The following is a 22,565-nucleotide window of genomic DNA, read 5'->3' on the forward strand; positions in this document are numbered from 1 at the left end:
TTCAGAACCAGGCGTCGGCCAGCAGCGTCATCGACTGCCGGGTGACTTCCGGGTCGAAGGCGTAGGTGATGGTGATGAGTTCGTCGGCACCGGTGCGCTCGACGAATTCGGCCATCTGGGCGGTGGCCCTGTCCGGCGAGCCGACCGCGCTGATCTCGAGCATCGGATTGGCGCCGCCCTGCGCGGCGATATCGGCCGGGTCGATCGGCGACTGCAGTCCGCGGCTGCGACCGCGGCCGATGTCGGCGAACATCTGCTGGACCGAGGTGAACTGACGGTCCGCCTCGGCGTCGGTGTCGGCGACCATGACGTTGATCCCGGCCATGACATAGGGCTCGTCGATCTGGGCGGTCGGAGCCTCGGCGGTGAAGGAGTCGCGATAGACCTTGATCGCCGCGTCGATCTGGGAGGGCGCGAAGTGCGAGGCCAGGGAGAACGGCAGACCCAGCTGACCGGCGATCGACGCCCCGTTCATCGTCGAGCCGAGCACCCAGATGGGAACGTCCGTGCCCGCCGAGACCGCGGACTTGATCGGCGTGCTGTGCGCCTGCCCGCGTTCGCCGAACCAACCCTGCAGGTCATAGATGTTCTGCGCGAAGTTCTGCGGTTCGGCCGAGGACCGGGCGAGCGCCTCGGCCGTCATTCCGTCGGTGCCGGGCGCGCGGCCGAGCCCGAGGTCGATGCGGTCGCCGTGGATGTTCGCGAGGGTACCGTACTGTTCGGCGACCATGAGCGGGGCGTGGTTGGGCAGCATCACGCCGCCGGAGCCCACGCGGATCCGCTCCGTCACCGAGGCGGCCTGCGAGATGAGCAGGGCCGTGGCGCTGGCGGCCAGGCCCATCGTGTTGTGGTGTTCGGCGAACCAGAGCCGCTTGTATCCGAGCTCGTCGGCCAGTGTCGCCGAGGACAGCGATTCAGCGATGGCGCTGCGGGCAGTGGCACCCTCGCGGATGGAGACGAGGTCGAGGATATTCAGCGGAACGGACAAAACAGAGGACTCCTCAGGCGGGTGGACGACGCGAGCGCAGAGCACGGTCGCAGACGGCGATCGCTTCAATGAACAGTCCGGACGAACGGTTCTATTCCTGGGGTGCTGACGGCTACGCTGAAGAAACCGGACTCCCCTGAAGAGGAGTGAACATGAGAACCGCAGCACTGCGACGCACCGGACGGCTTCTCGCCGGTGCCGCGATTTCCTGCGCTCTCCTCCTCACCGCCTGCTCCTCGGATTCGGATTCCGACGACGACCAGGGCGCAGACGAGCCCGCGACCACCTCGGTGAGCGCGGACGCCGGGTCTTCCGGTGGCCGCACCGAGGCCTCATCCGCCCCTGATGCAGACTCCGCTGAGGTCGTCGCCACTGGGCTCGAATCTCCGTGGTCGATCGCCTTCCATGGTCAGACCCCGCTGGTCAGTGAGCGCGATTCGGGTCGCATCCTCGAAGTCTCCGCAGGTGGTGACGTCCGTGAGGTCGGCCGGATCGATGAGGCCTCAGCATCGGGCGAGGCCGGACTCCACGGTCTCGCCGTCGACGACGACCGTCTCTATGCCTTCTTCGCGGCAGGGACGGAGAATAGGATCGTGCGGTTCGACCTCCTCGGCGAGGCCGGAGATCTGTCGCTGGGTGAGGAAGAGACGATCCTCGACGGGCTGCCCACCGCGGATTTCCACAACGGGGGGCGTCTGGCCTTCGGCCCCGACGGGATGCTCTACGCCACGCTCGGTGACACGGGCGATCGCGACAGTGCGCAGGATGAGAAGGCGCTGTCCGGGAAGATTCTGCGCATGACACCCGACGGGCAGGTGCCCGAGGACAATCCGTTCGGCGATTCGCTCGTCTTCAGCATGGGCCACAGGAATCCGCAGGGCCTCGGGTGGGATGACGAAGGCACGATGTATGCCTCGGAGTTCGGGCAGGACGCGTGGGACGAGCTCAACGTCATCGAGGCCGGCGGCAATTACGGGTGGCCCGAGGTCGAAGGCATCGCCGAGGACGGCGGCGGTGCAGATGGCGGTGGCGACGATTTCATCGATCCGGTGCAGCAGTGGTCCCCCGACGAGGCGAGCCCCAGCGGACTGGCCGTCACCGACGACAGCATCCTCATCGCCGGGCTGCGTGGCGAGCGCCTGCACCAGGTGCCGCTCGACGAGCTCTCAAGTGCCACCGAGCTCTGGACCGGCGAACATGGGCGGCTGCGCGACGTGGTCCAGGCACCCGACGGTTCGCTGCTCGTGCTGACGAACAACACCGACGGCCGCGGAGAGCCTGGCCCGGACGACGACCGGCTCCTGCGCTTCACCCCGTGAGACACCGGGGCCCCGGAAGCGATCACTTCCGGGGCCCTGATTGCGTATGTCTGAGGCTCAGTCGTCCTTGGTGCCGGGCAGGCCCTGGGACTTGCGGCGCATGAGCAGGACGACGATGACGATGATGGCGACGCCGCCGACGGAGAGCAGCACGATCATCGGGGTCGACATTCCCGAATCGCTGCCGGCGGTCTCGCCGATCTCGCCGCGGTCCTCGGTGTCCTTGCCCGGCTCGTCGACGACGCCGCCGCCGAGTCCGGCCTTCGTCGACTCCTCGACGGAGCCGCCGGCGCCCTCGGAGTCCTTGATGGTGAAGGAGTAGTCGCCGGAGATCGGGTGGCCGTCCTGGGACACCACCCGCCAGGTCACCTTGTAGTCGCCGGGCTTGAGGTCATCGGGCAGCGCCACGCTCAGCTTCTTGCCCTCGACGGTCAACTCACCTGCGGAAACGTCCTTGCCGTCGACGACGACGGTGACCTCGGAGCCGACTTCCTGGATATCGCCGGAGAAGTTCATCTCGAGCCATTTCGGCTGCTGGTCGAGTTCGGCGCCGTCCTCGGGATTCGACGAGACGAGCTGGTCGTGCGCACTGGCGGCCGGGGCGAACGCGAACACGCTCATCGCGGCGACCAGCAGGGCGGCGAAGCCCAGCCTGAGAGCGGACCAGTTCGTTCGAGTCATGAGTCGAGTCATGAGAGATTCTCCTTCAAGGCGTACCTGCGATATCGGTGGAGTCGTGCCGACAAGCTTCTGCCTACCAGTATCACTGAGACTTCGCCGCCAGCGCATGCAGGTGATCGGTGATTCCCGGCACGGATACCTCTATTGTCTCAAGAGTTTCTTCGAAATCCTTCAATTCGCCGTACCAGGGGTCCGGCGCATCGGGGGCCGGGGCATCGTCGTCCCACGCCGAGGCGGCCCCTGCGCCGGCCGTGGCATCCGCGCTCACATCGCCTGCCGCACCCTTGCCCGCCCCGCTCACCCGCGGGTCGAATTCGCGCAGCATCCGCAGCTCGGGAGCCGCCTCGGCGGGGAGGTCGGCGATCAGCCTCTGCAGCACTCGATAGTGGCGGGCGGTCATCGCCACGGCCAGGTCGCGTTCGGCCAGCCATTCGGGCGTGATCTGCCGCGCGATGTGATCATCGGTGCGGTAGCCGGCGGCGGCGAGCACACGCGCCTGTCGTGGGTCGATGGGGTTGCCGGCCTCCTCGTCGCTGATACCGGCGGAGTCGACGAGAGCCTCGGCGCCGTTGATCTGCAGATGATGCTCGAGCACGCGTTCGGCGGTGACGGATCGGCAGATGTTGCCGGTGCACACGAACACGACGGATGCCATACTCATTCGTTCCTCCTCAACACGCGACCGCGGCTGCGACCGACACGCGGCCGCGGCGGCACTTCTCGGACGTCGACGGCCATCGACCCGGGCACTGATCACGATACTGTTGGACCATGACTTCTGAAACTTCACGCCCGTCGATCAGGCCTCAGGACGACCTCTACCGCCACATCAACGGCGAGTGGATCGACTCATTCACCATCCCCGAGGACCGGGCCGGCGACGGTGCCATGCGCGAGCTCTTCGACACCGCCGAGACCAAGGTCCGCGACATCATCACCTCCGTGTCGGAAACCCCGCAGGAACCCGGCAGCGAAGGGCAGAAGGTCGCCGACCTGTTCACCTCGTTCATGGACGTCGAGCGCATCAACTCACTCGGCGTCACCCCGCTCGACTCGACCTTCGCGGCCATCGACGCCGCCGAGGACAAGTCCGAGCTCGCCGCGCTGCTCGCCCGCCTCGAGATCGAGGGCATCGGCGGGGTGCTCGGCGGCTACGTCACCGCCGATGCGAAGGACTCCGACGTCTACGCCCTCTACCTCGTCCAGGCCGGCATCTCCCTGCCCGACGAGGACTACTACTTCAACGACGACCACGCCGAGGTGCGGGCGAAGTTCCTCGCCCATGTGCAGAGGATCGCCGCCCTGGCCGGCCTCGGTGAGAAGTCCGGGATCACTGATACCGAGGTGGCAGCCAAGGTGATGGCGTTCGAGACCGCACTCGCCCGCCACCACTGGGACCGGGTCGCCTGCCGGGATGCGGAGAAGACCTACAACAAGTATTCGATCGCCGAGCTGCGCGACCTCGGCCCCGAGTTCGACTTCGATTCCTACCTGGGCATCCTCACCGCCGAAGCGGCCGACCTCAAGTACCTCGTGGTCTCCCAGCCCTCGTTCGTCACCGGCATGGCGAAGGTGTGGGCCGAGACCGACATCGAGACCATCAAGACCTGGCTGCGCTTCGTCGTCGTCTCCGACACCGCGGCGCTGCTGACCGATGAGCTCGTCGAGGAGAACTTCGACTTCAACTCCCGCACTCTCTCGGGCACGCCGGCCCTGCGGGAGCGCTGGAAGCGCGGGGTCGGACTCGTCGAGGGCTGCCTCGGTGAAGCCGTGGGCAAGCTCTACGTCTCAGCCGAGTTCCCGCCGACGGCCAAGGACGCCATCGACCATCTCGTGGCCATGCTCATCAAGGCCTATGACAAGTCGATCCGCGAACTCGACTGGATGAGCGAGGAGACCAAGGAGCGCGCCCTTGTCAAGCTCTCGAAGTTCAGCCCGAAGGTCGGATATCCCGAGGTGTGGCGCGAGTACCCGGCCGTCATCGATGCGACTGATCTCGTCGGCAATGTGCGCCGCTGCTCCCAGGCCGAGCATGTGCGGCAGGTCAAGCGCATCGGCGGGCCGATCGACCGGACCGAGTGGCTGATGACCCCGCAGACGGTCAACGCCTACTTCCACCCGGTGATGAACGAGATCGTCTTCCCCGCCGCGATCCTGCAGCCGCCGTTCTTCGACGCCGAGGGTGACGTGGCGGCGAACTTCGGTGCCATCGGCGCGGTCATCGGCCACGAGATCGGACACGGCTTCGACGATCAGGGATCACGCTACGACGGGGACGGCAACCTCGTCGACTGGTGGACCGAATCGGACCGGAAGCTGTTCGAGGAGCGCACGAACGCGCTCATCGCCCAGTACGAAGAGCTGGTTCCGGCCGGGCTCGACGAGTCCCAGCATGTCAACGGGGCGCTGACCGTCGGTGAGAACATCGGCGACCTCGGCGGCCTGTCGATCGGGTGGAAGGCGCTCGAGCTCGAACTCGGCGAAAGTGCCGGCACCCCCGGCCAGCCGGTGGCACCATCGACGGAGCAGGCGAAGTCGTTCTTCTCCGCGTGGGCGAAGGCCTGGCGGTCGAAGATGCGCACCGAGGAGCGCGTGCGTCGACTGTCGATCGACCCGCACTCGCCCGAGGAGTTCCGCTGCAACCAGGTCGTGAAGAACATGACCGCCTTCCACGACACCTACGGCGTGAGCGAGTCCGACGGCATGTACCTCGCCCCGGCCGAGCGCGTGACCATCTGGTAGGTCGGGCCGGTCGAGTTCGGGCTCAGGAGAACTGCGCGAAGTCGGGGCGGCGCTTCTCGCGGAAGGCGGTGAAGGCCTCGAGCGCCTCCGCACTGCCGAGGCGCTCGAGGAAGAGGGCGGATTCGGCGTCGATCTGCTCGAGCGTCGGGCCCACATCGCGCATCAGCCGCTTGGTCGCCGTCAGCGATCCCGCCGGCTGAGCCGCCAGTCTCACGGCGATCTCATGCGCCCGCGCATGGAGTTCGTCCGCGGGCACGATCGCGTTCGCGACGCCGTCGGCGACCGCCGACTGCGCGTCGAGGGCCTCGCCGAGGGCGAACATCCCGAACGCGCGCACGTGCCCGATGCGCTGGGTCAGCAGCCTGCTCGAGGCCGCTTCGGGCACGAGGGCGAGGTTGACGAACGGGGTGCTGAGCTGAGCGTCGTCGGTCACGAGGACGTAGTCGCAGTGCAGCAGCATCGTCGTCCCGATGCCCACCGCCTTGCCCTGCACCGCCGCCACGATCGGCGTCGAGGAGTCGACGAGCGCGCGGATATAGCGCTGGACCGGCTTCTCCTCGGATGCTTCGGATCTCTGACCGGCCGCCTCCTCGGACCCCTGACCGGCCGGCTCCTCGGACCCCTGACCGGCCGGCTCCTCGGATGCAGCGACTCCCCGACCGGCGGACTGCTCGGCGAAGTCCGCGAGGTCGTTGCCGGCGGTGAAGGTGTCGCCCTCGGAGCGCAGGACCACAGCCCGGATCGCCCTGTCCGTCTCCGCGCGCTCGAGAGCATCTGCCAGCTCGTCGTACATGCCGTTGGTCAGCGCGTTCTTCTTCGCCAAGCGGGTGAGCCTGATGGTGAGCACGCCCTCGTGCTCGGCGATGACGATGTCCTGGGCCATGGGTTGCGTCTCCTTCGCGAAATGTCTGCCTCCGCCCGAGCTTGGGGGTTCCATGCGGCGGGCATGTGAGGTACATTACTTCGCATGCGAAATATTCTCAATGAGATCACGTCGGAGAGCGTGTCCATCCCCACCTCGGCGGGGACCATCCGCGGGCACGTGCTGGAGCCTGCGGATGCTCAGACCGTCGCGGCGGCCGTCGTCCTGCACCCGGCCACCGCCGTGCCCGAGCGCCTCTACCGAGGATTCGCCGAGTTCCTCGCCGGCGAGGGCTTCGCCGTCGTCACCTACGACTATCGCGGAACCGGAACGTCGGGTGTGCCGCGGGAGAACCGCGGCATCCGGATGCGCGACTGGATGAGCGTCGACGTCCCGGCCGTCGCACAATGGACCCAGGACCGGTTCCCGAATGCGCCCCAGCTGGCGGTCGGCCACAGCATCGGCGGCCATGCCCTGGCCCTCGGCCACGGCTCGTCCGAGCTGCGGGGATTCGTCACGATCGCCTCGCATGCCGGTGTCACCCGTGCGATTCCCACACGTGCTGAACGCCTGCGGGTCGCGTTCGTGCTGCGCGTGCTCGGACCGGTCACGGCCCGGCTCCTCGGGTACGTGCCCGGCCGGCGCATCGGCCTCGGTGAGGACATGCCCGGGGCGGCGATGCTCGAGTGGAGCAGATGGTCGAGGCTGCCCCGCTACTTCTTCGACGACCCGACGATGGATGCCGAGGCGCGGGCCGCGGGTGTGCGGACGGATGTTCTGGCGATCGGATTCAGCGATGACCTGTGGGCGACGGCCGAACAGATCGATGCCATCACCGGGCACATGGCCGGTGCCGAGGTCGAACGGCGCACCATCGACCCCGCATCCGTGGGCGTGGAGAAGATCGGCCATATGGGGTTCTTCCGCCGCGCGAACCGCGATCGCCTCTGGCCGCAGGTGAGCGAGTGGCTGCGGCGGCGAATCGAACCGGCATCATGAGCCGCTCACAACCCCCGCGGCTGATCTTCCTCCTCAGCAATGCCGAACGCACCGTGCGACGGTGGATCGAGGCTCGCGGCAGCGCGTCCGGCATGACCGCTGCGAAGGGCGGGGTCCTCATGTACCTGCGGCGGAATCCGGCGGCGACGATGAGCGAACTGACCTCCGCCCTGCACGCGTCTCCGGCAGGGGCGAGCGGACTGCTGGCGAGGATGGAGACGGCCGGGTTGGTGGCTCGCACGCCCGATGAGTCGGATCAGCGCGTCACCCGAGTCTCGCTCACGGATCGAGGGAGCGACGTCGCCGCAGAAGCCAGAACGGCACTCGACGACCTCAATGCTGCTCTCAACGAGGGCTTCGACGACGAAGAGCTCGCCACTGTCGCTCGCTGGCTCACTCAGGCCGGCGGCATCCTCCGCACCTCGCAGGGCCCCGACGGGACGTGACCTGAGGCCCGAGGGCCCGGGCTCCCGCCCGCTCAGCGGTGTTGGCGGATGAGCGCGACCATACGGTAGTCGAATTCCTGCCAGCTCGTGATCGGACGGTCTGCCTCCATCGCCGCTTCGAAGTCCTCGACCTCGGTGAAATCGGACTCGAGCGGGATGTCGAAGGGCATCTCCACGTAGATGAGACCGCTAGCATCGGTGTGCACTATGTCGAACCCCGCCTGCTGCGGATCGAGTTCGTTGTTCATCACGATGAGCAGGCGCCCCTCGGAAGGCTGGTACTCGGATTCGATATCGTCGCGGTAGCCCTGCTGCTGGCGCAGCTCCCGCTGGGCTCGGATGACGAACTCGGTGTAGGCGCCGATGCCGATCACCGGGATCCGCGAAGTCAGCGCCTCGGTGGCGACGTCGATGAGACGCGACCTCGCCTTGCGTCCGAGCGGGCCGACGTCCCCGCCGGACATCGCGACACCATCGAAACCGGTCAGGGAGACCCGCTCGTCGTCATGGTTCGGATTGAGGATGGTGATGTCGAGGCCGAACCGCGAATACCACGGACGGGTCACCTCGGCGCTCTCCTCGTCCCACCAGACGTAGAACAGGAACGGAACGTTGATCCCGGCCTCCGAGTAGAAGAACGGAGGTCGACGCTCGCCGGCGGTGACGTCGAAGGGCACGTCATTGCCCTCGATCGGGGCGGGACAGGTGGCGAACGAAGTGAACGCGAAGGGGTAGTTCACGGCGCGGTTGAAGTCGATGACGAGCGAGCCGTCCTGGTTCGGCACGCCGAGGTCGAGCGTCCGCCACGCAGGAGTGGTCTTCCCGTTCGTCGCATCGTGGAAGTCGAGCTGGAGCCCGGTCTTCGGGCACCCGGTGGCGAGCAGGCTGACCTCGCCCTGCTTCGTCTCGAAGGTGACGACCCCGGCCGCCTGGGTCTGCAGCTGCAGATCCTCTTGGGCGGTCTCGATCGTGAACGTCCTGAAGGGGTCGAACCGTGTGAACCGGCCGAGGAAGACGAAGTCCGGGTCCGGGTCGAAGGCCGGGACCTCGAAGAACTTGCCCAGAAGGGGCGATTTCGAGTCACGGACGCGCACGCCGAGGCGGCCGCCGCGGTCGATGAGTTCGTAGAGCACACCGCCGACGGTGAACCAGCTCAGTGATCCTCCTTCGGGCAGGCGTGCGCTGAAGCCGTTGTCTTCGACGCGCACCTGCGGCCGGGCGGGTTCGGTCTCCTCGGTGGCGGCCTGTTCGCTGACGGTCGGCAGGGTCGAGGTGTCGCTGGGCACCGAGGGGCTGGTCGCCCTCGTCACGCCCGACGAGCCCTGGGTCGCAGCGGTCTGGGAGGTGCTCATGAGGTCGAAGGTCTCGGCCGCGGGCCCGGCCTTGATTCCGGACTCGAGTGCGACGGTGACCCAGCCGTCCGCGACGGTGAAAGTGCCGGGCGCATCGGGCCAAGTCGTCTCTTCGTCGAGCCAGTGGAGGCCGACGACGCTGAGCCAGCCGAAGGGTTTCGCCAGTGCCGAGTTCCGTGAATCGCGCCAGGTGTTCCACTCAGTCACGAACTGGTTCACGTCGAACACTCCTTGCTGTCGCTGTTGCGGTCACCGGGTCGCGGTCACCGGGCTCCTGTCATCCGCGTCTGCCACCGAATCCGGTGCCAGGCCGCTGCTTGGAACCAAACCCTCTGCCATCCAAACTACCGCAAACGATAGGCTGAAGAAATGAGTGAATCGCACCCGAGACAGGACGTGGCCGCCGAGACTGCGGCCGACCTCAGTGACTTCGTCAACGCCTCCCCCAGCTCCTATCACGCCGTGGCCGCCGCGGTCGAACGCCTGGAGGCGGCCGGATTCTCCCGCCTCGACGAATCGACTGCGTGGGCGCTGTCGCCGGGGAGCGGTCACTTCGTCGCCCGCGACGGCGCGCTCATCGCGTGGATCAATCCCACGGCACCCGCCGAGGCTGTGCCCGGGTTCCGGGTCTTCGGCTCCCATACGGATTCCCCCGCATTCAAGCTCAAGCCCGGTGAGGAGTACACCGCCGAAGGCACGCGTCAGGTCGGCGTCGAGATCTACGGCGGTCCGCTGCTGAACTCCTGGCTCGACCGCGAGCTCGCCTTCGCCGGTCGCCTCAGCCTCGCCGACGGCACGGTCGTGCTGGCCCGCACCGGGCCGATCGCCCGCATACCGCAGCTGGCGATCCACCTCGACCGTCAGGTGAATGAGGGCCTGACCCTGGACAAGCAGCGTCACACCGCGCCGGTGATCGGGCTGGCCGACCTCGCCGAGGCGGATCTCATCGAGCTGCTCGCCGCGTCGGCCGAGGTCGACCCCGAGACCGTCGTCGGCCATGACGTCTACACCATCGCGGCCCAGGAGCCCGCCCGCTTCGGCGCCGCCGAGGAGTTCTTCGCCTCGCCGCGACTGGACAATCTCCTGTCCGTCCACGCCGGCGTCACCGCGCTGACGCATCTCGATGCCGACAACCTCGAGGCCATCGCGCTCTTCGCGGCCTTCGACCATGAGGAGATCGGCTCGAACTCGAGGTCCGGGGCCTGCGGACCGTTCCTGGCCGATGTCACCGAGCGCATCATCGCGTCTCTGCTGCCGAACTCGACGCGCAGCGACTACCTGACCGCGCTCGCGTCTTCGATCTGCGTGTCCTCGGACGCCGGGCATGCCGCGCATCCGAACTATCCCGAACGGCATGATCCGCATGTCCGCCCCCGCCTCGGCGGCGGTCCGCTGCTCAAGCTCAACGCCCAGCAGCGTTACGCCACCGATGCTGTGGGCACGGCAGTCTGGGCGCGGGCATGTGCGGCGGCCGGGGTCGAGTATCAGGATTTCGTGTCGAACAACGCCATGCCCTGTGGGTCGACGATCGGCCCGCTGACCGCCACACGGCTGGGCATGACCACCGTCGATGTGGGTCCGGCTCTGTACTCGATGCACTCGGCCCGCGAGATGGCAGCGGTCTCCGACATCGTCGACCTCGGTGCTGTCGCGACGGCGTTCCTCCAGGGCGTTTGAGATCGCTCGAGCAACAGCCGCCGCGAGTGCTCGGTCTACGACAGAAATCTCTGGTTCCGCACCGCTCCCTCCGTCGTGGACCGAGCTCTCGCCAGAACCGTGCACCATTCGACATCCGCTTGGCGCCTTGAACGAGCGACCTCGAGCGGCCCCGAGCGCGTCCGACGATGAGGTTGTGTTCCATGAGTGAACTCCAGCGTGCCTTCGACGCGCACCTGCACATCATCGATCCGGGCCATCCGCTGATCGAGAACAACGGTTTTCTGCCCGAGCCGTTCACCGTCGCCGACTACCGTGCCCGGCTGCGCAGTCTGCCTGAGGTCGGTGTCGAGATCGCAGGCGGCGCCGTCGTCTCGGGATCCTTCCAGGGCTTCGACCAGGGGTATCTCATCGCCGCGCTGGACGAACTCGGTCCGAACTATGTCGGCGTCACCCAGCTGCCCGACGGGGCAACCGATGACGAGATCCGAGAGCTCGACGAGGCGGGAGTGACGGCGCTGCGCTTCAACATCGCCCGCGGCGGTTCGTCCACGCTCGATGCTCTCGACGGTTTCGCCCGCCGGGTCCATGACCTTGCAGGGTGGCACACCGAGCTCTACATCGACGCCCGCACCATCGATGACGAGCTCGCTGATCGGATCGCCGCGCTGCCGGCTGCGAGCATCGACCACCTCGGCATGCACGAGGACGGTCTGCCCATCCTGCTGCGCATGGTCGAACGAGGGGTGAAGGTCAAGGCGACCGGTTTCGGCCGGGTGGAGTTCGACCCCGCCGAGGCGGTGCGCCGCATCGTCGACACCGACCCGACCGCACTGATGGTGGGCACGGATCTGCCGTCGACGAGGGCGCGCAGGCCGTTCGCCGATGCCGACTTCGCACTCATCCGCCAGGTGCTCACCCCCGCCGAGGCGAATGCGGTGTTCTGGACGAACGCGGCGAAGTTCTATCGGATCGAGCCCGCCACATCCGCAGGAGGAGCGGACTCAGCCACATAGCACTGTTTACTATCAAGACGCTTTTTACTACAGTCTGTAGAAACTTACGAAGTAGTGAGCAGGCGGAGGACAGAGATGCATATCGCGATCGGCGCCCCGGGCAACGGGGAGATCCTCAAGGACGAGATCAGGAGCTTCCTCGTCGATGATGACCGGGTCGATGCCGTCCTCGATCTGTCCGAACCCGAGATCACCTACCCGGCGGTGTCGTTCCTCGCCGCGCAGAAGGTCTCCGCCGGTGAAGTCGATCGGGCGGTCCTCATCTGCGGCACGGGTGTGGGCACCGCAATCTCTGCCAACAAGGTCAGGGGAGTTCGCGCCGCCACGGCGCATGATCTGGTGACGGTTCGCGGGGCGGTCGAGAACTACGACGCACAGATACTGTGCATGGGGCAGAACGTCATCGCCGCTCCGTACGCACGAATGCTCATCGACCTGTGGTTGGACCTCAGACATGATCCCACCGGATCCTACGGGCCGAAGGTCGACGAAATCGCCGCGTTCGAGTCCCACGACTGACATATCGGTCGGCGTTCGAGCGCCGGCCGCCGCTCAAGCCCGCAAGGAGAGGCAATGGAAGCCGTCGGAAGTGATTTCCCGCTGTGGCTGCGTGCTCAGCACCTGATCAATTTCATCCTCATCGGCATGCTCATCCGATCCGGCATCGAGATGCTCGCGTCCCTGCCGCGTCTCTGGTGGCGCAATGACTGTGCCCCGGGCAGGGAGTGGCTGAAGTTCACTCGCCGGAAGCTGCCGGCCGAAGAGGGCGTCTACACCTCTCTCATGGACGAGAGATCGGTCCACCCGACCCTCGCGCTGCCAGGGAGGGAGAACATCGGCCTGGGACGGCACTGGCACGGCGCATCCGTCATGCTCTGGGTGCTCAACGGCGTCGTGTATGCCGTACTGCTCTTCGCCACCGGGCTCTGGCGGCGGATCATTCCGACCTCGTGGGACGTCTTCGGTGAGGCCTGGGACTCGCTGCTGATCTACCTGAGCTTCGACGTGCCGGACATCAGCCACTTCTCGCCCTACGACTCACTTCAGATGCTCGGCTACACCTTCGTCATCTTCATCCTCGCCCCATTCATGATGCTCAGCGGCATCGCGATGTCACCGGCCGTTCGCTCCCGCTTCCCCTGGTTCGTCAAAGCCTTCGGCGGCCATCAGGGCGCTCGTTCCCTGCACTTCATCGGACTGGTCGTCTTCTCCGGATTCATCGTCATGCACGTGACCCTGGTCTTCCTCGTGCACCGCGACCACAACGTCGTCAACATGGTCTTCGGCGGCGGCGAGGTCACTGCCGCACGCGCGGCGCAGGCAGTGGTCATCATGATCGCGACGATCGTGGCGGTGGTCGTGTTCTGGATCGCGCTCTCGTACTGGAGTTTGGCCGATCGGGCTCGTGCTCAGCGCGTCACCGAGCGCTTCACCGAGATCGGACGCGCAATCTTCCTCAACCGGCTGCGTCCCATCGGGAACAAGAAGAGGGCACTGACCGACAAGGACATCTCCGAATTCCATTGGACCAACGGCCTGCCGCCGACGGCTGAGGAGTCGAAGCCGTGGACCGAAGCGCGCGAGAACGGTTGGGAGGGGCTGACCATCACCCTGCGCGACGACATCAACGACGTCGAGAAGACCGTGACCATCGGCGATCTCAAGTCACTGCCGAAGCATTCCTACGTCGCCACGCACACGTGCATGCAGGGGTGGTCGGCGACCTCCCGCTGGACCGGAGCCCGACTGATCGACCTGATGGATCTCCTCGGACCCCGCCCTGACGGCGCCCGATACCTGTTGGTGGAGTCCTATGGGCTGGCGCAGAAGATGTACGACAATCGCCCCCGCGAACCGTTCTACGCGGCCATCGATCTCGACTCGACTGCGGAGGAGGAGACGATCATGGCCTATGAACGCAACGGCCATCCGCTCGAGGACCACCTCGGCGCACCCGCACGCCTGCGCGTCGAATCCAACCACGGCTACAAACACGTGAAATGGGTTTCGCGGATCATGTGGATCCACGACTATGCTGACTACGGCGATGGCCGCGGAGGCACTCGAGAGGACTCCGCTTTGCAGGCATTCAACGGAAGGATCTGAGCTCCGTGGCACCAATCTCTTCGTCGTGCTTCCTCGTCGAGGGAGTCACCACTGACCGGGATACGAAGAAGGCGCTTCAGTCCCTCTACGACGTCTTCGCCGCCAACGGTCTGGGGCAGGCCACATTCGAGATCGTGCCCAACGAACTGACCCGACTGTGGATCAAGCACAAGGTCGGCTGCGAACCCCGCCGCGAGACCATCGACTCGGCTTTGGCCCGAGCCGGAAGGTATCGGGTCATCTCGGAACCCGGTTCGGGGACAGAACCGAACGGCGCCAACTGAGGTCCTTTCACCGCTTCCCGATCGAGTAGCATGCCCCAATGAGCTCCAGAACAGATCTCGCTTCCACATTGCGCAGCCTCGACGGCCGCAGCTACGGCAATCTCAAACAGATCCGCGGTCGCTACACCTTCGGACCGGTGACCCTCTTCATCGACCGGGTCCAGGCCGACCCCTTCGCCTCCCCCTCGAAGGTGCGGGTCCGAGTCGATCGCGACGAGGCGAAGTTCCCGCCGGAACTCACCACCGATCGTGCCGACCGCATCGCCGCATCCGACTACCTGCAGCGCGCAGACAATGCGGTGCTGTCGGGAATCGGGCAGCGTGCGATCATCCTCGGCCGTCCCGGCCAGGAGATCCTCGAGAGGACGAACATCCTCATCGACGATGCGGGCTTCGAAGCACGGCTGCTCGTCAATCTTCCCGCCCGCGGTCGGAGCATCCTCGGCCATCAGGCCGCCGACATCCTCACCCGTGATCTGCCGGAGTTCGCGCAGACGCTGTTCCTCTTCCACAGCTGGAGCGACGCGGACTCGCTCGCATCCGCCGATGCGCACCACGCCGCCGATGCGCACCACGCCACCGACGTCCATGCGCAATCCGGCCCGTCCGCGTTGGACCTGGCCGCCCATGTGCAGCTGCACCGGGATCAGCTGGAGCTGCGGGACCACCTCGGCGAGGCCGGTCTCATCGGCTTCATCGGCAACGGCGCGATCCTGCCGCGTCAGGCCGGAGACTCGGACCGGCCGATGGATGCCGCGGCTGCGGTCGGCTTCACCTCCCCTCCCGAGCTCGAACACACGGTGAATCTCTCGAGCGGGCGCAGCCTCACGGGCATGGGCATCCCCCGCGGTGTCACTGTCATCGTCGGCGGCGGCTACCACGGCAAGTCGACGATCCTGCGCGCCCTCGAACGCGGTGTCTACCCGCATATCGCAGGTGACGGACGCGAATGGGTCATCAGCGACCCGAGCGCCGCTTCCATCCGTGCCGAGGACGGTCGCGCCGTGACCGGCGACGACATCTCGGCGTTCATCAACAATCTGCCATCGGGCACTGACACGAGGGCCTTCTCCACGACGAACGCGAGCGGCTCGACCTCGCAGGCGGCCAACCTCGTCGAAGCCGTCGAGGCCGGAGCCCGCACCCTGCTCATCGACGAGGACACCTCGGCGACGAACTTCATGATCCGCGACGAACGCATGCGCGCGCTCATCCCCGCCGAGCAGGAGCCGATCACCCCGTTCGTCGATCGGGTGCGTCCGCTGCTCACTCGCGGCGGCGTGTCCACGGTCCTCGTCGCCGGCGGGTCGAGCGCGTTCTTCGAGGTCGCCGATCACGTCATCGCCCTCGACGCCTATGTGCCCAGCGTCGTCACCGAGCGGGCGCATGAGCTGGTCGGCGTCTCTGGCGGGAACCTCGATGCGCATCAGGACCACGCCGACGGCACCGACTCTGACGACACCGGCTCTGACGGCACCGGGCCCGGCGAACCGGGCGGCGACTCCCCCGCGTTCGGTGCGGTGCGGCGCGTGCCCACAGCGAAGGCTCTGCGGCCGGCGTCGAAGACGAAGTCCGCCCGGGCCAAGGGCACAGATCGGATCCAGTTCGGCCGGAGCTTCATCGATCTCGTCGCCGTGGCTCAGCTCGTCGACGCACAGCAGACCGCCGGCGTGGCAGAAGCGCTCGAGTACCTCGCGGAGATCTTCGACGGCCGCACTTCCCTGACCGAGGCGCTGGCCGAGATCGACGGCATGCTCGAGGCGCAGGGACTCGACGGGATCACCGGGCACCGCGACCATCCGGGCCACCTCACCCGACCCCGCACACAGGAGATCGCCGCGGCGCTCAACCGTTTCCGTGAGCTGCGGCTGGCGCACTGAGCGGAGCCCGGGTGTCCGTCGGCGCCTGCCTATCTGCCCGGCGCACTCCTACCCGTCCAACAGCGCCGTGAGGTCGGCGGTCGTCGTCACCGGCAGGGAGCACTGCGTTCCCCGGCACACGATCGCCGTGCCTGTTGGAACGTCGACTTCGTCGCCGTCCGCGCCCGGCACCCCGGTCGATTCCGTGAGCAGAGTGAGAGACGGATGCCGGACGGCGGCATTCCGCAGGTCGTTCTCGCTGGTCGCGACCCGTACAGGGCCGAGGGCGCGTTCGGCCTGCCAGAGGGCGTGACCGCACCCTCTCGGGGCCTGTCCGGCGAGCGCCCGGTACACGCCGAGCAGCCGATCACGGACGTCGAGCAGCCGACCGGTGTCCAACGAGGCGGCCTGACTGCCGGCAGCACGCTCGGACGCCTCGACGCCGAGTTCCGCGAGCAGCAGCACGGCCTCGGCGGCGGCTGACCGCCCGGACGGCACGGTGTTGTCCACCGGATCCGAGGACTTCACCTCGAGGATCCCGTCGCCGAGCGAATCGACCACTTCGAGGATTCCGTCCTCGCCATCGGATGTGAACAGATCGAGCATCCGCGCGCCCGCCCCGGCCAGGAGATCCACCGGCGCCGAGGCGGCCCCACCTGGCAGCTGCCCGACCGTGATCCCGGCGGTGATGAACTGGGCCCAGTCGGCGAGTCCGCCGTGTCCGGGACCGGCCACGCCGTCGGTGTAGCTGCGGCGCACGTCGAATTCGGATGGCTCAGCTGTCTCGTCCGAACCGCCGAAACGAGCGTGCATAGCCGACCAGAAGTGCAGGGCGGCCTTTCCCCATTCCTCGGCTCCGCCGGAACCCCGCGCCTCGGCGTCTCCGGAGGCCTCGCTGCCGGCATCACCGGCACCCGCACCTGAGTACAGGGCCGCCTCGGCGAGGGCTGTGATGCCCAGGGAATTCCATTCGGTGATGATCTTCTCGTCGCGGGCCGGCGGCGAACGCCGCGCACGGATGTTCGCCAGCGTCTCGCGTTGGCTGCGTGTGGCGTCGATGTTCCATGGAGCGGGATGCTCGTCGTCGAAGGGCACGTCTTCCATGCCGAGCCAGTCGATGATGCGCACGGCCGCGACCACCTGTCCGGACAGCTCCCCTCCGGCAGGGGAATCGACGAGTCCGAGCACTCCGGCACCACCCGCCTCGGCGAACTCTTCGGGAGTGAAGACGTAGGCGGCTCCCTCTTCGGAGACACCTGCCGAGTTGAGCGAGTCCGCATCGAGCGCGGCTATGAGGCCGTCGTCGGTCGACAGGTCGCTGACCAGGAAGTCCGCGGTGTCTGTGATCTCGCGTTCGGCCAGTGCCAGCCATTTCGAATCCGGGTCGAGCGCGCGTTCGACCTTGGCCCAGGCCACCACGGCCCGCAGGTAGAGCGCATTGTCGTAGAGCATCTTCTCGAAGTGCGGCACGAACCACTGCCGGTCGACGCTGTAGCGGGCGATCCCGCCGCGCACCTGGTCACGCATGCCGCCGCTGGCGATCCGGGCGAGAGTCCCCCGGACGGCGATGAGATAGTCGAGGACGAGTTCACCGCTGAGATGACCATCGGCACCGAGCCAGCCGAGTCGCCCCTCGGCCCGTGCCCGCGACACCGGGTGATCGTCGGTCTCGCCCCCATCCGCCGAGGTGGTCCCGCGCTGGTCATCGTCCGCCGTAGTGACCCCGGCGGTGCCAACGCCGGCCGAGGCGGTCCCGCCCAAGCGCACGAACGCCGCCAAGAGTTGCAGGACGTTCATCATCGGCGGGAACTTCGGCGCTGTGCCGAATCCGCCCCAGGCGGGATCATAGGAGTCGAGCAGCGCAGCGGCGGCGGAATCGAGTTCCTCGGTGTTCAGGGACTCTGCGGCCGCCTCGGCGGGGAGCGCACCACTGATCGCGTCGGCCATCTCGGCCAGCCCGCGGTCCATGCGCCGCGTCATCTGGTCCACCTCGTCGCGGCGATCGGTCCACGTCTGGGACACGGCCGTGAGCACCTGGGTGAAGGCGGGCAGGTTGCCGCGCTGGCCAGGCGGGAAGTACGTTCCCGCGTAGAAAGGGCTGCCCTTCGGGGTCGCGAAGATCGTCATCGGCCATCCGCCCTGGCCGGTCATCGCCTGCAGCGCGTTCATGTAGTAGGCGTCGATGTCGGGCAGCTCTTCACGGTCGATCTTGATCGGGACGAACCGTTCGTTCATCACCGCGGCCACAGCTTCGTCCTCGAAGGATTCGTGCGCCATGACGTGGCACCAGTGGCAGGTGGAATAGCCGATGGAGATGAGGAGGGGCACGTCTCGGCGGGCCGCCTCGGCGAGGGCGTCCTGCGTCCACATCCGCCAGTCCACGGGATTGTCGGCATGCGCGCGGAGGTAGGGGCTGGTCGAAGTGGCGAGTTCATTCGGCATGGACCCAGCGTCTCACTTCGGGACCGCTGTGGCGAGGGGCCGCGGAACTCTCAAACACAAGGCGCCTGGTTCTATGCGATGATGAGGCCATGAGCGCGACCCCGAACGACACCGCGGGAGCCGCACACGGCGAGACTCCCCGGACTGCCCCTGCCGCCTTGGACGATACCGGTCTGTCCATCACTCTCCTTGCCTTCGTCGTCTTCATTCCGGCGTGGATCGGTGCGAAGCTGACCGCCTTCTCGGTCCCGGTCGACGGTGCCGGCGGAACCGACCTCAGCCTCCTCCAGCTCGCGCTGTTCCTGCTCGCCGGGGCCGCTGCCATCGTGGTCGGCAGGAGCCTCAGGCCGGTTCCCCGCAGCGTCTTCATCGTCATCACGATCTGCTACTCGGTCTTCTCGGGACTGACTCCTCTCGCCGCTCTCACCGGCGGGGCTCGAGATGTCGGCTTCCCGCTCTTCTCTGCCCTGACGCTGTTCGTCTTCCTCGCCGATCTGCTCTACCCGCTCGTCGTCGCCGCGGTCCTGGCCGCGACGGTCTCACGAGTCTCTCCTGCCACGGACGAGGCTGCCGGTCCGGAGATCGAGCGCAAGCGATCGGCGGTCCGTCGCAGCGGGCTGCTGTCCGCGTTCGCGCTCCTTGCCGCTGCAATCGTCACAGTCGGAGTCTGGCTCCTCCGCCAGTCGGCGCCCGGATTATCGGTGCTCTGGTCCTCAGGGGATGTGATCAATGCCCTCGCCGCGGTCGCCGGAACCGTCGCCGCCGTCTTCGCGCTCCGCTGCGTCGCGGTCTCCCGCTCGTTGCCCCGCCCTGAACCGGTCGTCGGCCAGCGCCGGAACCGTGCTCATCCTCGACTCGCACGGGTGCTGACTTTCTTCACCCTCGCCGGCGGACTCCATCTCTGTCTGACATCGACCGCCATCGCGGCAGGCTTCCCAGTCGAGCTCGGCACTGGATTCATGACCTGGGTGCTGCACGCGTGCGCCTTCACCATCGGCGGTTTCGCTCTGGGCATCGTCACACTCGACGCCGTGAAGAGTCGCAGTGTGAAGAGCCCAGCCGTTCAGGACTGAGCGTTCCTCACCGAGGTGGCACCGCCTCGGTGAAGCATGCTCCATCGGTACAATGCCGTCCGAGAAGACAATGGTGCGGTCGCGACCGCGAATACCGGATGGAGTGAGTGTGTGTCTGAGGCAGGTCCTCGTCTCGGCGGACGACGGCATTCCGACGAGCGTTCATCGCCGCAGCGAAGCCTCGGCCAGCGCAAGCCGGCGCGTACGATCACGATCGACGGCGAACACGCCGGCCGGCGGCTGGACAAGTTCCTGCGCTCACAGTTCAAAGGGGTGCCGGCAGGTCTGCTGTTCCGGCTCCTGCGTCAGGGGAAGCTGCGCGTCAACGGGCGCAAGGCACAGCAGAACCACCGCCTGCAAGAAGGCGATGTCATCGATGTTCCCGAACTGCACGTCGATACCGCAGCAGCTCCCCGGCCTGCGGTCCCGTCAACACTGCTCGACCAGCTGCGAGGCGCGGTCCTCCACGAAGACGATGACCTCTTGATCATCGACAAGCCGGCCGGCGCGGCAGTCCACAGGGGCACCGATGTCTCGGCCGGCGTGATCGAAGCACTTCAGCACCTGCGACCCGAGCTGCCGGAGCTGGAGCTCAGCCATCGCCTCGACCGAGGCACCTCCGGTGTGCTGGCGCTGGCGAAGACCCCGTCGATGCTGCGGTACCTCCACGGACTGCTGCGGGACAGGAAACACGAGATCGAACGTCACTACCTGGCCGTCGTCGCCGGGCGCTGGCCGGCGGACATGGACATCGTGGATGCCCCTCTGCGGCGCGAGGAGGACGGCGTCGTCGTCGCTGGGGACGGTCAGAGCGCCGAAACGCGTGTCTCCGTGAAGCGGCGGATCGGGAATCGGGCCACCGTCGTCGACGTCCGACTGGTGACGGGCCGGAAGCATCAGATCCGCGTTCATCTCAGCCATGCGGGCCACCCCATCGCCGGTGACGACCGCTACGGGGGTCGCGCTTTCAATCGTCGTGTGACCGGCCTCGGCGGTCCCGGGATCTATCTGCATGCCGCCAAGCTGGTCATCCCCAAGCCGGACGGCGCGGACCTCGTAGTCACGGCACCGATGCCTCGGCGATGGAAAGCTCTGCTGAATTCCGACCTCTGAACAACAGGCACAGGCTCTTCCGCTTCGCGCAGGATTATTCTACAATTCGTAGAACCAGACGGTGGGGGAACCGTCCCGCCAGCCGTCGCTGACAGGAGGAAGAACCATGAGCGCCGAACTTACACAGATCCTCGACGTCGATGACTGCTGGGACCACCTGCGCAGCACCACGGTCGGACGTCTGGCCGTCCTCGTCGAAGAGGGCCCTGAGATCTTCCCCATCAACTACGCCATCGAGCATTCCGCTCTGATGATCCGCACCGGCGACGGCACGAAGGTCGATGCCATCCGCGCGAATCCTCGCGTCGCTTTCGAAATCGACGGCCTCGATGCCGAGACCGACACCGCGTGGAGCGTCGTGGTCAAGGGCACCGCGAAAGAGGTCACCGCACCCGAGGACCTGCAGGAGACGATCTCGGTCGATGTCGCACCCTGGCAGTCGGGGACGAAGAACCACTTCATCCGCATACTCGCCGAGGAGGTCACGGGGCGCCGTTTCCAGGTGACGGAGCCCTCGACGTGGGAGTCGCCGTTCAGTCAGGTGTCCCCCGCGCCGCGGGAGTGAGGACTCGGATTCGCCTCACAGTGCTTCGACGATCTCGACGAGCCGGTCCGGGGCGTTTGTGATGATCCCATCGGCTCCGGACTCGATGGCCCGGCGCATGTCGGCGACCTCATCGACGGTCCACACGAGGCTCGACATGCCCGATTCATGCACGCAGCGGAGGAAATCGGCATCTGCGGCGATGAATTCGGGGTTGACCTGGTCGACCCACTCGGAGAAGGCCTGGAGTTCGTCCGGACACGGGCGCCCGAGCACGCCGACGGGGATCTCCGGGGCGAGCGCATGGAATTCGCGCACGAATGCCCAATCAGCCGACTGGATGACGAGCATCCCGGCAGCCAGTGCCCGCTCGAGATAGTTCGGCAGGGCTCTCAGCGAGGCGACGATCGCCTCGGCGATTCCCGGATAGCGTTCGGGGTGCTTGACCTCGAGCAGGAGCCCTGTGCGGGTGTCGTGGACGAGGGCGAGCACCTCCGCGAGGCGGGGCACGCGGATTCCGGCGAACTCCTCACCCTTCCATCGGCCCGCGTCGAGCGCGGCGATCTGGGCCGCGTCCATTCCGGCGATGCTGCGGTCGGTGCGATCCGGGTAGAGCGTGCGAACGTCCGTGGTGCGGTCGACGGTGGTGTCGTGCATGATGACGAGCTCACCGTCGGCGCTCATGTGGACGTCGGTCTCGATCATGTCCGCGCCCTGGTCGATCCCGGCCAGGAACGCCGGGATGGTGTTCTCCGGCCACTCCTCGGACGCGCCTCGGTGTGCGATGACCAACGGTGGGACGTGGGTGCGGACGGCGTCGGCGATGCTCTGAGAGGTGGGGTCGACGGTGTGTGGGAACGCGGATCCGGCAGTGGGTGTCACGAGGGTGATGGGCATGTGAGGACTCCTCCACGAAGACTGCGAGGGTGGTGATCGGGGGTCCGTTCCGGCGTCCGATCGTGCAGTTCGATGGCGGCCAGACTAGTCGGCACGATCGAGTTTCCGATGATATGCGCATGGACACCACGTGAATCCTGGCGGTGCTTGAGCTGCACGTTCCCTTCGCTGTTCCTCCATCGCCGC

The 22,565-nt window shown here is 66.9% G+C and carries 20 protein-coding genes; 13 read left to right on the plus strand and 7 right to left on the minus strand.

Annotated elements, in window-relative coordinates; translation table 11 throughout:
* Window position 1 precedes the first annotated feature (1 nt).
* Window positions 2-988: an LLM class flavin-dependent oxidoreductase gene (locus IHE57_RS12185; RefSeq protein WP_209373306.1), complete on the minus strand. Its 987-nt coding sequence runs from the start codon at window positions 986-988 to the stop codon at window positions 2-4.
* A gap of 152 nt (window positions 989-1,140) precedes the next feature.
* Here IHE57_RS12185 and IHE57_RS12190 point away from each other — a divergent pair, with 152 nt between their 5' ends.
* Complete coding sequence (locus tag IHE57_RS12190) at window positions 1,141-2,307, plus strand: PQQ-dependent sugar dehydrogenase (RefSeq protein WP_209373308.1); 1,167 nt, start codon at window positions 1,141-1,143, stop codon at window positions 2,305-2,307.
* 57 nt (window positions 2,308-2,364) lie between these two features.
* Here the strand turns inward: IHE57_RS12190 and IHE57_RS12195 are convergent, their stop codons facing one another.
* Window positions 2,365-3,000, minus strand: a complete 636-nt coding sequence (locus IHE57_RS12195) for a copper resistance CopC family protein (protein ID WP_253720221.1) — start codon at window positions 2,998-3,000, stop codon at window positions 2,365-2,367.
* A 70-nt stretch (window positions 3,001-3,070) separates the two neighbouring features.
* Window positions 3,071-3,649: a low molecular weight protein-tyrosine-phosphatase gene (locus IHE57_RS12200; RefSeq protein ID WP_209324960.1), complete on the minus strand. Its 579-nt coding sequence runs from the start codon at window positions 3,647-3,649 to the stop codon at window positions 3,071-3,073.
* Window positions 3,650-3,759: 110 nt separating this feature from the next.
* Here IHE57_RS12200 and IHE57_RS12205 point away from each other — a divergent pair, with 110 nt between their 5' ends.
* Window positions 3,760-5,730, plus strand: a complete 1,971-nt coding sequence (locus IHE57_RS12205; RefSeq protein ID WP_209373310.1) for a M13 family metallopeptidase — start codon at window positions 3,760-3,762, stop codon at window positions 5,728-5,730.
* A 22-nt stretch (window positions 5,731-5,752) separates the two neighbouring features.
* Here the strand turns inward: IHE57_RS12205 and IHE57_RS12210 are convergent, their stop codons facing one another.
* Entirely contained in the window at window positions 5,753-6,613 is an 861-nt protein-coding gene (locus tag IHE57_RS12210) for an enoyl-CoA hydratase-related protein (protein WP_209373312.1), read from the minus strand.
* Between the two features lie 84 nt (window positions 6,614-6,697).
* Here IHE57_RS12210 and IHE57_RS12215 point away from each other — a divergent pair, with 84 nt between their 5' ends.
* Both IHE57_RS12215 and IHE57_RS12220 read left to right on the plus strand, forming a co-directional pair.
* Window positions 6,698-7,591, plus strand: a complete 894-nt coding sequence (locus tag IHE57_RS12215) for an alpha/beta hydrolase family protein (protein ID WP_209373314.1) — start codon at window positions 6,698-6,700, stop codon at window positions 7,589-7,591.
* Window positions 7,588-8,037, plus strand: coding sequence for a MarR family winged helix-turn-helix transcriptional regulator (locus IHE57_RS12220; RefSeq protein WP_209373316.1), 450 nt, complete (start codon window positions 7,588-7,590; stop codon window positions 8,035-8,037). The genes IHE57_RS12215 and IHE57_RS12220 overlap by 4 nt, the downstream gene beginning before the upstream one ends.
* Before the next feature lie 32 nt (window positions 8,038-8,069).
* Here IHE57_RS12220 and IHE57_RS12225 read toward each other — a convergent pair whose 3' ends face one another.
* The gene (locus IHE57_RS12225; protein WP_366933943.1) at window positions 8,070-9,608 is read right to left on the minus strand and encodes a DUF1684 domain-containing protein; all 1,539 of its coding nucleotides are present in this window, start codon (window positions 9,606-9,608) and stop codon (window positions 8,070-8,072) included.
* Window positions 9,609-9,758: 150 nt separating this feature from the next.
* Between IHE57_RS12225 and IHE57_RS12230 the strand changes: the two genes are divergently transcribed.
* The 6 genes from IHE57_RS12230 to IHE57_RS12255 all read left to right on the plus strand — a co-directional run bounded on the left by IHE57_RS12230 (window position 9,759) and on the right by IHE57_RS12255 (window position 16,331).
* Window positions 9,759-11,066 carry a M18 family aminopeptidase gene (locus tag IHE57_RS12230; RefSeq protein WP_209373325.1) on the plus strand — a complete coding sequence of 436 codons (1,308 nt, stop codon included), beginning with the start codon at window positions 9,759-9,761 and terminating at the stop codon, window positions 11,064-11,066.
* A gap of 182 nt (window positions 11,067-11,248) precedes the next feature.
* Window positions 11,249-12,061: an amidohydrolase family protein gene (locus tag IHE57_RS12235; RefSeq protein WP_209373327.1), complete on the plus strand. Its 813-nt coding sequence runs from the start codon at window positions 11,249-11,251 to the stop codon at window positions 12,059-12,061.
* 75 nt (window positions 12,062-12,136) lie between these two features.
* Complete coding sequence (locus tag IHE57_RS12240) at window positions 12,137-12,580, plus strand: RpiB/LacA/LacB family sugar-phosphate isomerase (protein WP_209373328.1); 444 nt, start codon at window positions 12,137-12,139, stop codon at window positions 12,578-12,580.
* Between the two features lie 54 nt (window positions 12,581-12,634).
* Complete coding sequence (locus IHE57_RS12245) at window positions 12,635-14,167, plus strand: molybdopterin-dependent oxidoreductase (protein ID WP_209373330.1); 1,533 nt, start codon at window positions 12,635-12,637, stop codon at window positions 14,165-14,167.
* A gap of 5 nt (window positions 14,168-14,172) precedes the next feature.
* Window positions 14,173-14,451, plus strand: a complete 279-nt coding sequence (locus IHE57_RS12250) for a hypothetical protein (protein ID WP_209373332.1) — start codon at window positions 14,173-14,175, stop codon at window positions 14,449-14,451.
* A 38-nt stretch (window positions 14,452-14,489) separates the two neighbouring features.
* Window positions 14,490-16,331 carry an ABC-ATPase domain-containing protein gene (locus tag IHE57_RS12255; RefSeq protein ID WP_209373341.1) on the plus strand — a complete coding sequence of 614 codons (1,842 nt, stop codon included), beginning with the start codon at window positions 14,490-14,492 and terminating at the stop codon, window positions 16,329-16,331.
* Between the two features lie 48 nt (window positions 16,332-16,379).
* Here the strand turns inward: IHE57_RS12255 and IHE57_RS12260 are convergent, their stop codons facing one another.
* Window positions 16,380-18,752: a thioredoxin domain-containing protein gene (locus IHE57_RS12260; protein ID WP_209373343.1), complete on the minus strand. Its 2,373-nt coding sequence runs from the start codon at window positions 18,750-18,752 to the stop codon at window positions 16,380-16,382.
* A gap of 89 nt (window positions 18,753-18,841) precedes the next feature.
* On the opposite strand from IHE57_RS12260, the gene IHE57_RS12265 reads away from it, so the two are divergent.
* From IHE57_RS12265 to IHE57_RS12275, 3 genes are all read left to right on the plus strand, one after another.
* Complete coding sequence (locus IHE57_RS12265) at window positions 18,842-19,825, plus strand: hypothetical protein (protein ID WP_209373345.1); 984 nt, start codon at window positions 18,842-18,844, stop codon at window positions 19,823-19,825.
* 111 nt (window positions 19,826-19,936) lie between these two features.
* Complete coding sequence (locus tag IHE57_RS12270; RefSeq protein WP_366933944.1) at window positions 19,937-20,938, plus strand: RluA family pseudouridine synthase; 1,002 nt, start codon at window positions 19,937-19,939, stop codon at window positions 20,936-20,938.
* 106 nt (window positions 20,939-21,044) lie between these two features.
* A complete protein-coding gene (locus IHE57_RS12275; protein WP_209324945.1) occupies window positions 21,045-21,503 on the plus strand; it encodes a pyridoxamine 5'-phosphate oxidase family protein in 459 nt (152 codons plus the stop codon).
* Window positions 21,504-21,518: 15 nt separating this feature from the next.
* Here the strand turns inward: IHE57_RS12275 and IHE57_RS12280 are convergent, their stop codons facing one another.
* Entirely contained in the window at window positions 21,519-22,379 is an 861-nt protein-coding gene (locus tag IHE57_RS12280; protein ID WP_209373349.1) for a glycerophosphodiester phosphodiesterase, read from the minus strand.
* Window positions 22,380-22,565 lie beyond the last annotated feature (186 nt).

This window comes from Brevibacterium renqingii, assembly GCF_017808105.1.
Classification (GTDB): domain Bacteria; phylum Actinomycetota; class Actinomycetes; order Actinomycetales; family Brevibacteriaceae; genus Brevibacterium; species Brevibacterium renqingii.

Bases quoted from the DNA above. Each gene is read 5' to 3' on its own strand.
- IHE57_RS12220 (WP_209373316.1), top strand. From the start codon at position 7,588: ATGAGCCGCTCACAACCCCCGCGGCTGATCTTCCTCCTCAGCAATGCC.
- IHE57_RS12195 (WP_253720221.1), bottom strand. From the start codon at position 3,000: ATGACTCGACTCATGACTCGAACGAACTGGTCCGCTCTCAGGCTGGGC.
- IHE57_RS12230 (WP_209373325.1), top strand. From the start codon at position 9,759: ATGAGTGAATCGCACCCGAGACAGGACGTGGCCGCCGAGACTGCGGCC.
- IHE57_RS12280 (WP_209373349.1), bottom strand. From the start codon at position 22,379: ATGCCCATCACCCTCGTGACACCCACTGCCGGATCCGCGTTCCCACAC.
- IHE57_RS12255 (WP_209373341.1), top strand. From the start codon at position 14,490: ATGAGCTCCAGAACAGATCTCGCTTCCACATTGCGCAGCCTCGACGGC.
- IHE57_RS12275 (WP_209324945.1), top strand. From the start codon at position 21,045: ATGAGCGCCGAACTTACACAGATCCTCGACGTCGATGACTGCTGGGAC.
- IHE57_RS12245 (WP_209373330.1), top strand. From the start codon at position 12,635: ATGGAAGCCGTCGGAAGTGATTTCCCGCTGTGGCTGCGTGCTCAGCAC.
- IHE57_RS12215 (WP_209373314.1), top strand. From the start codon at position 6,698: ATGCGAAATATTCTCAATGAGATCACGTCGGAGAGCGTGTCCATCCCC.
- IHE57_RS12265 (WP_209373345.1), top strand. From the start codon at position 18,842: ATGAGCGCGACCCCGAACGACACCGCGGGAGCCGCACACGGCGAGACT.
- IHE57_RS12235 (WP_209373327.1), top strand. From the start codon at position 11,249: ATGAGTGAACTCCAGCGTGCCTTCGACGCGCACCTGCACATCATCGAT.
- IHE57_RS12260 (WP_209373343.1), bottom strand. From the start codon at position 18,752: ATGCCGAATGAACTCGCCACTTCGACCAGCCCCTACCTCCGCGCGCAT.
- IHE57_RS12205 (WP_209373310.1), top strand. From the start codon at position 3,760: ATGACTTCTGAAACTTCACGCCCGTCGATCAGGCCTCAGGACGACCTC.
- IHE57_RS12190 (WP_209373308.1), top strand. From the start codon at position 1,141: ATGAGAACCGCAGCACTGCGACGCACCGGACGGCTTCTCGCCGGTGCC.
- IHE57_RS12200 (WP_209324960.1), bottom strand. From the start codon at position 3,649: ATGAGTATGGCATCCGTCGTGTTCGTGTGCACCGGCAACATCTGCCGA.
- IHE57_RS12240 (WP_209373328.1), top strand. From the start codon at position 12,137: ATGCATATCGCGATCGGCGCCCCGGGCAACGGGGAGATCCTCAAGGAC.
- IHE57_RS12210 (WP_209373312.1), bottom strand. From the start codon at position 6,613: ATGGCCCAGGACATCGTCATCGCCGAGCACGAGGGCGTGCTCACCATC.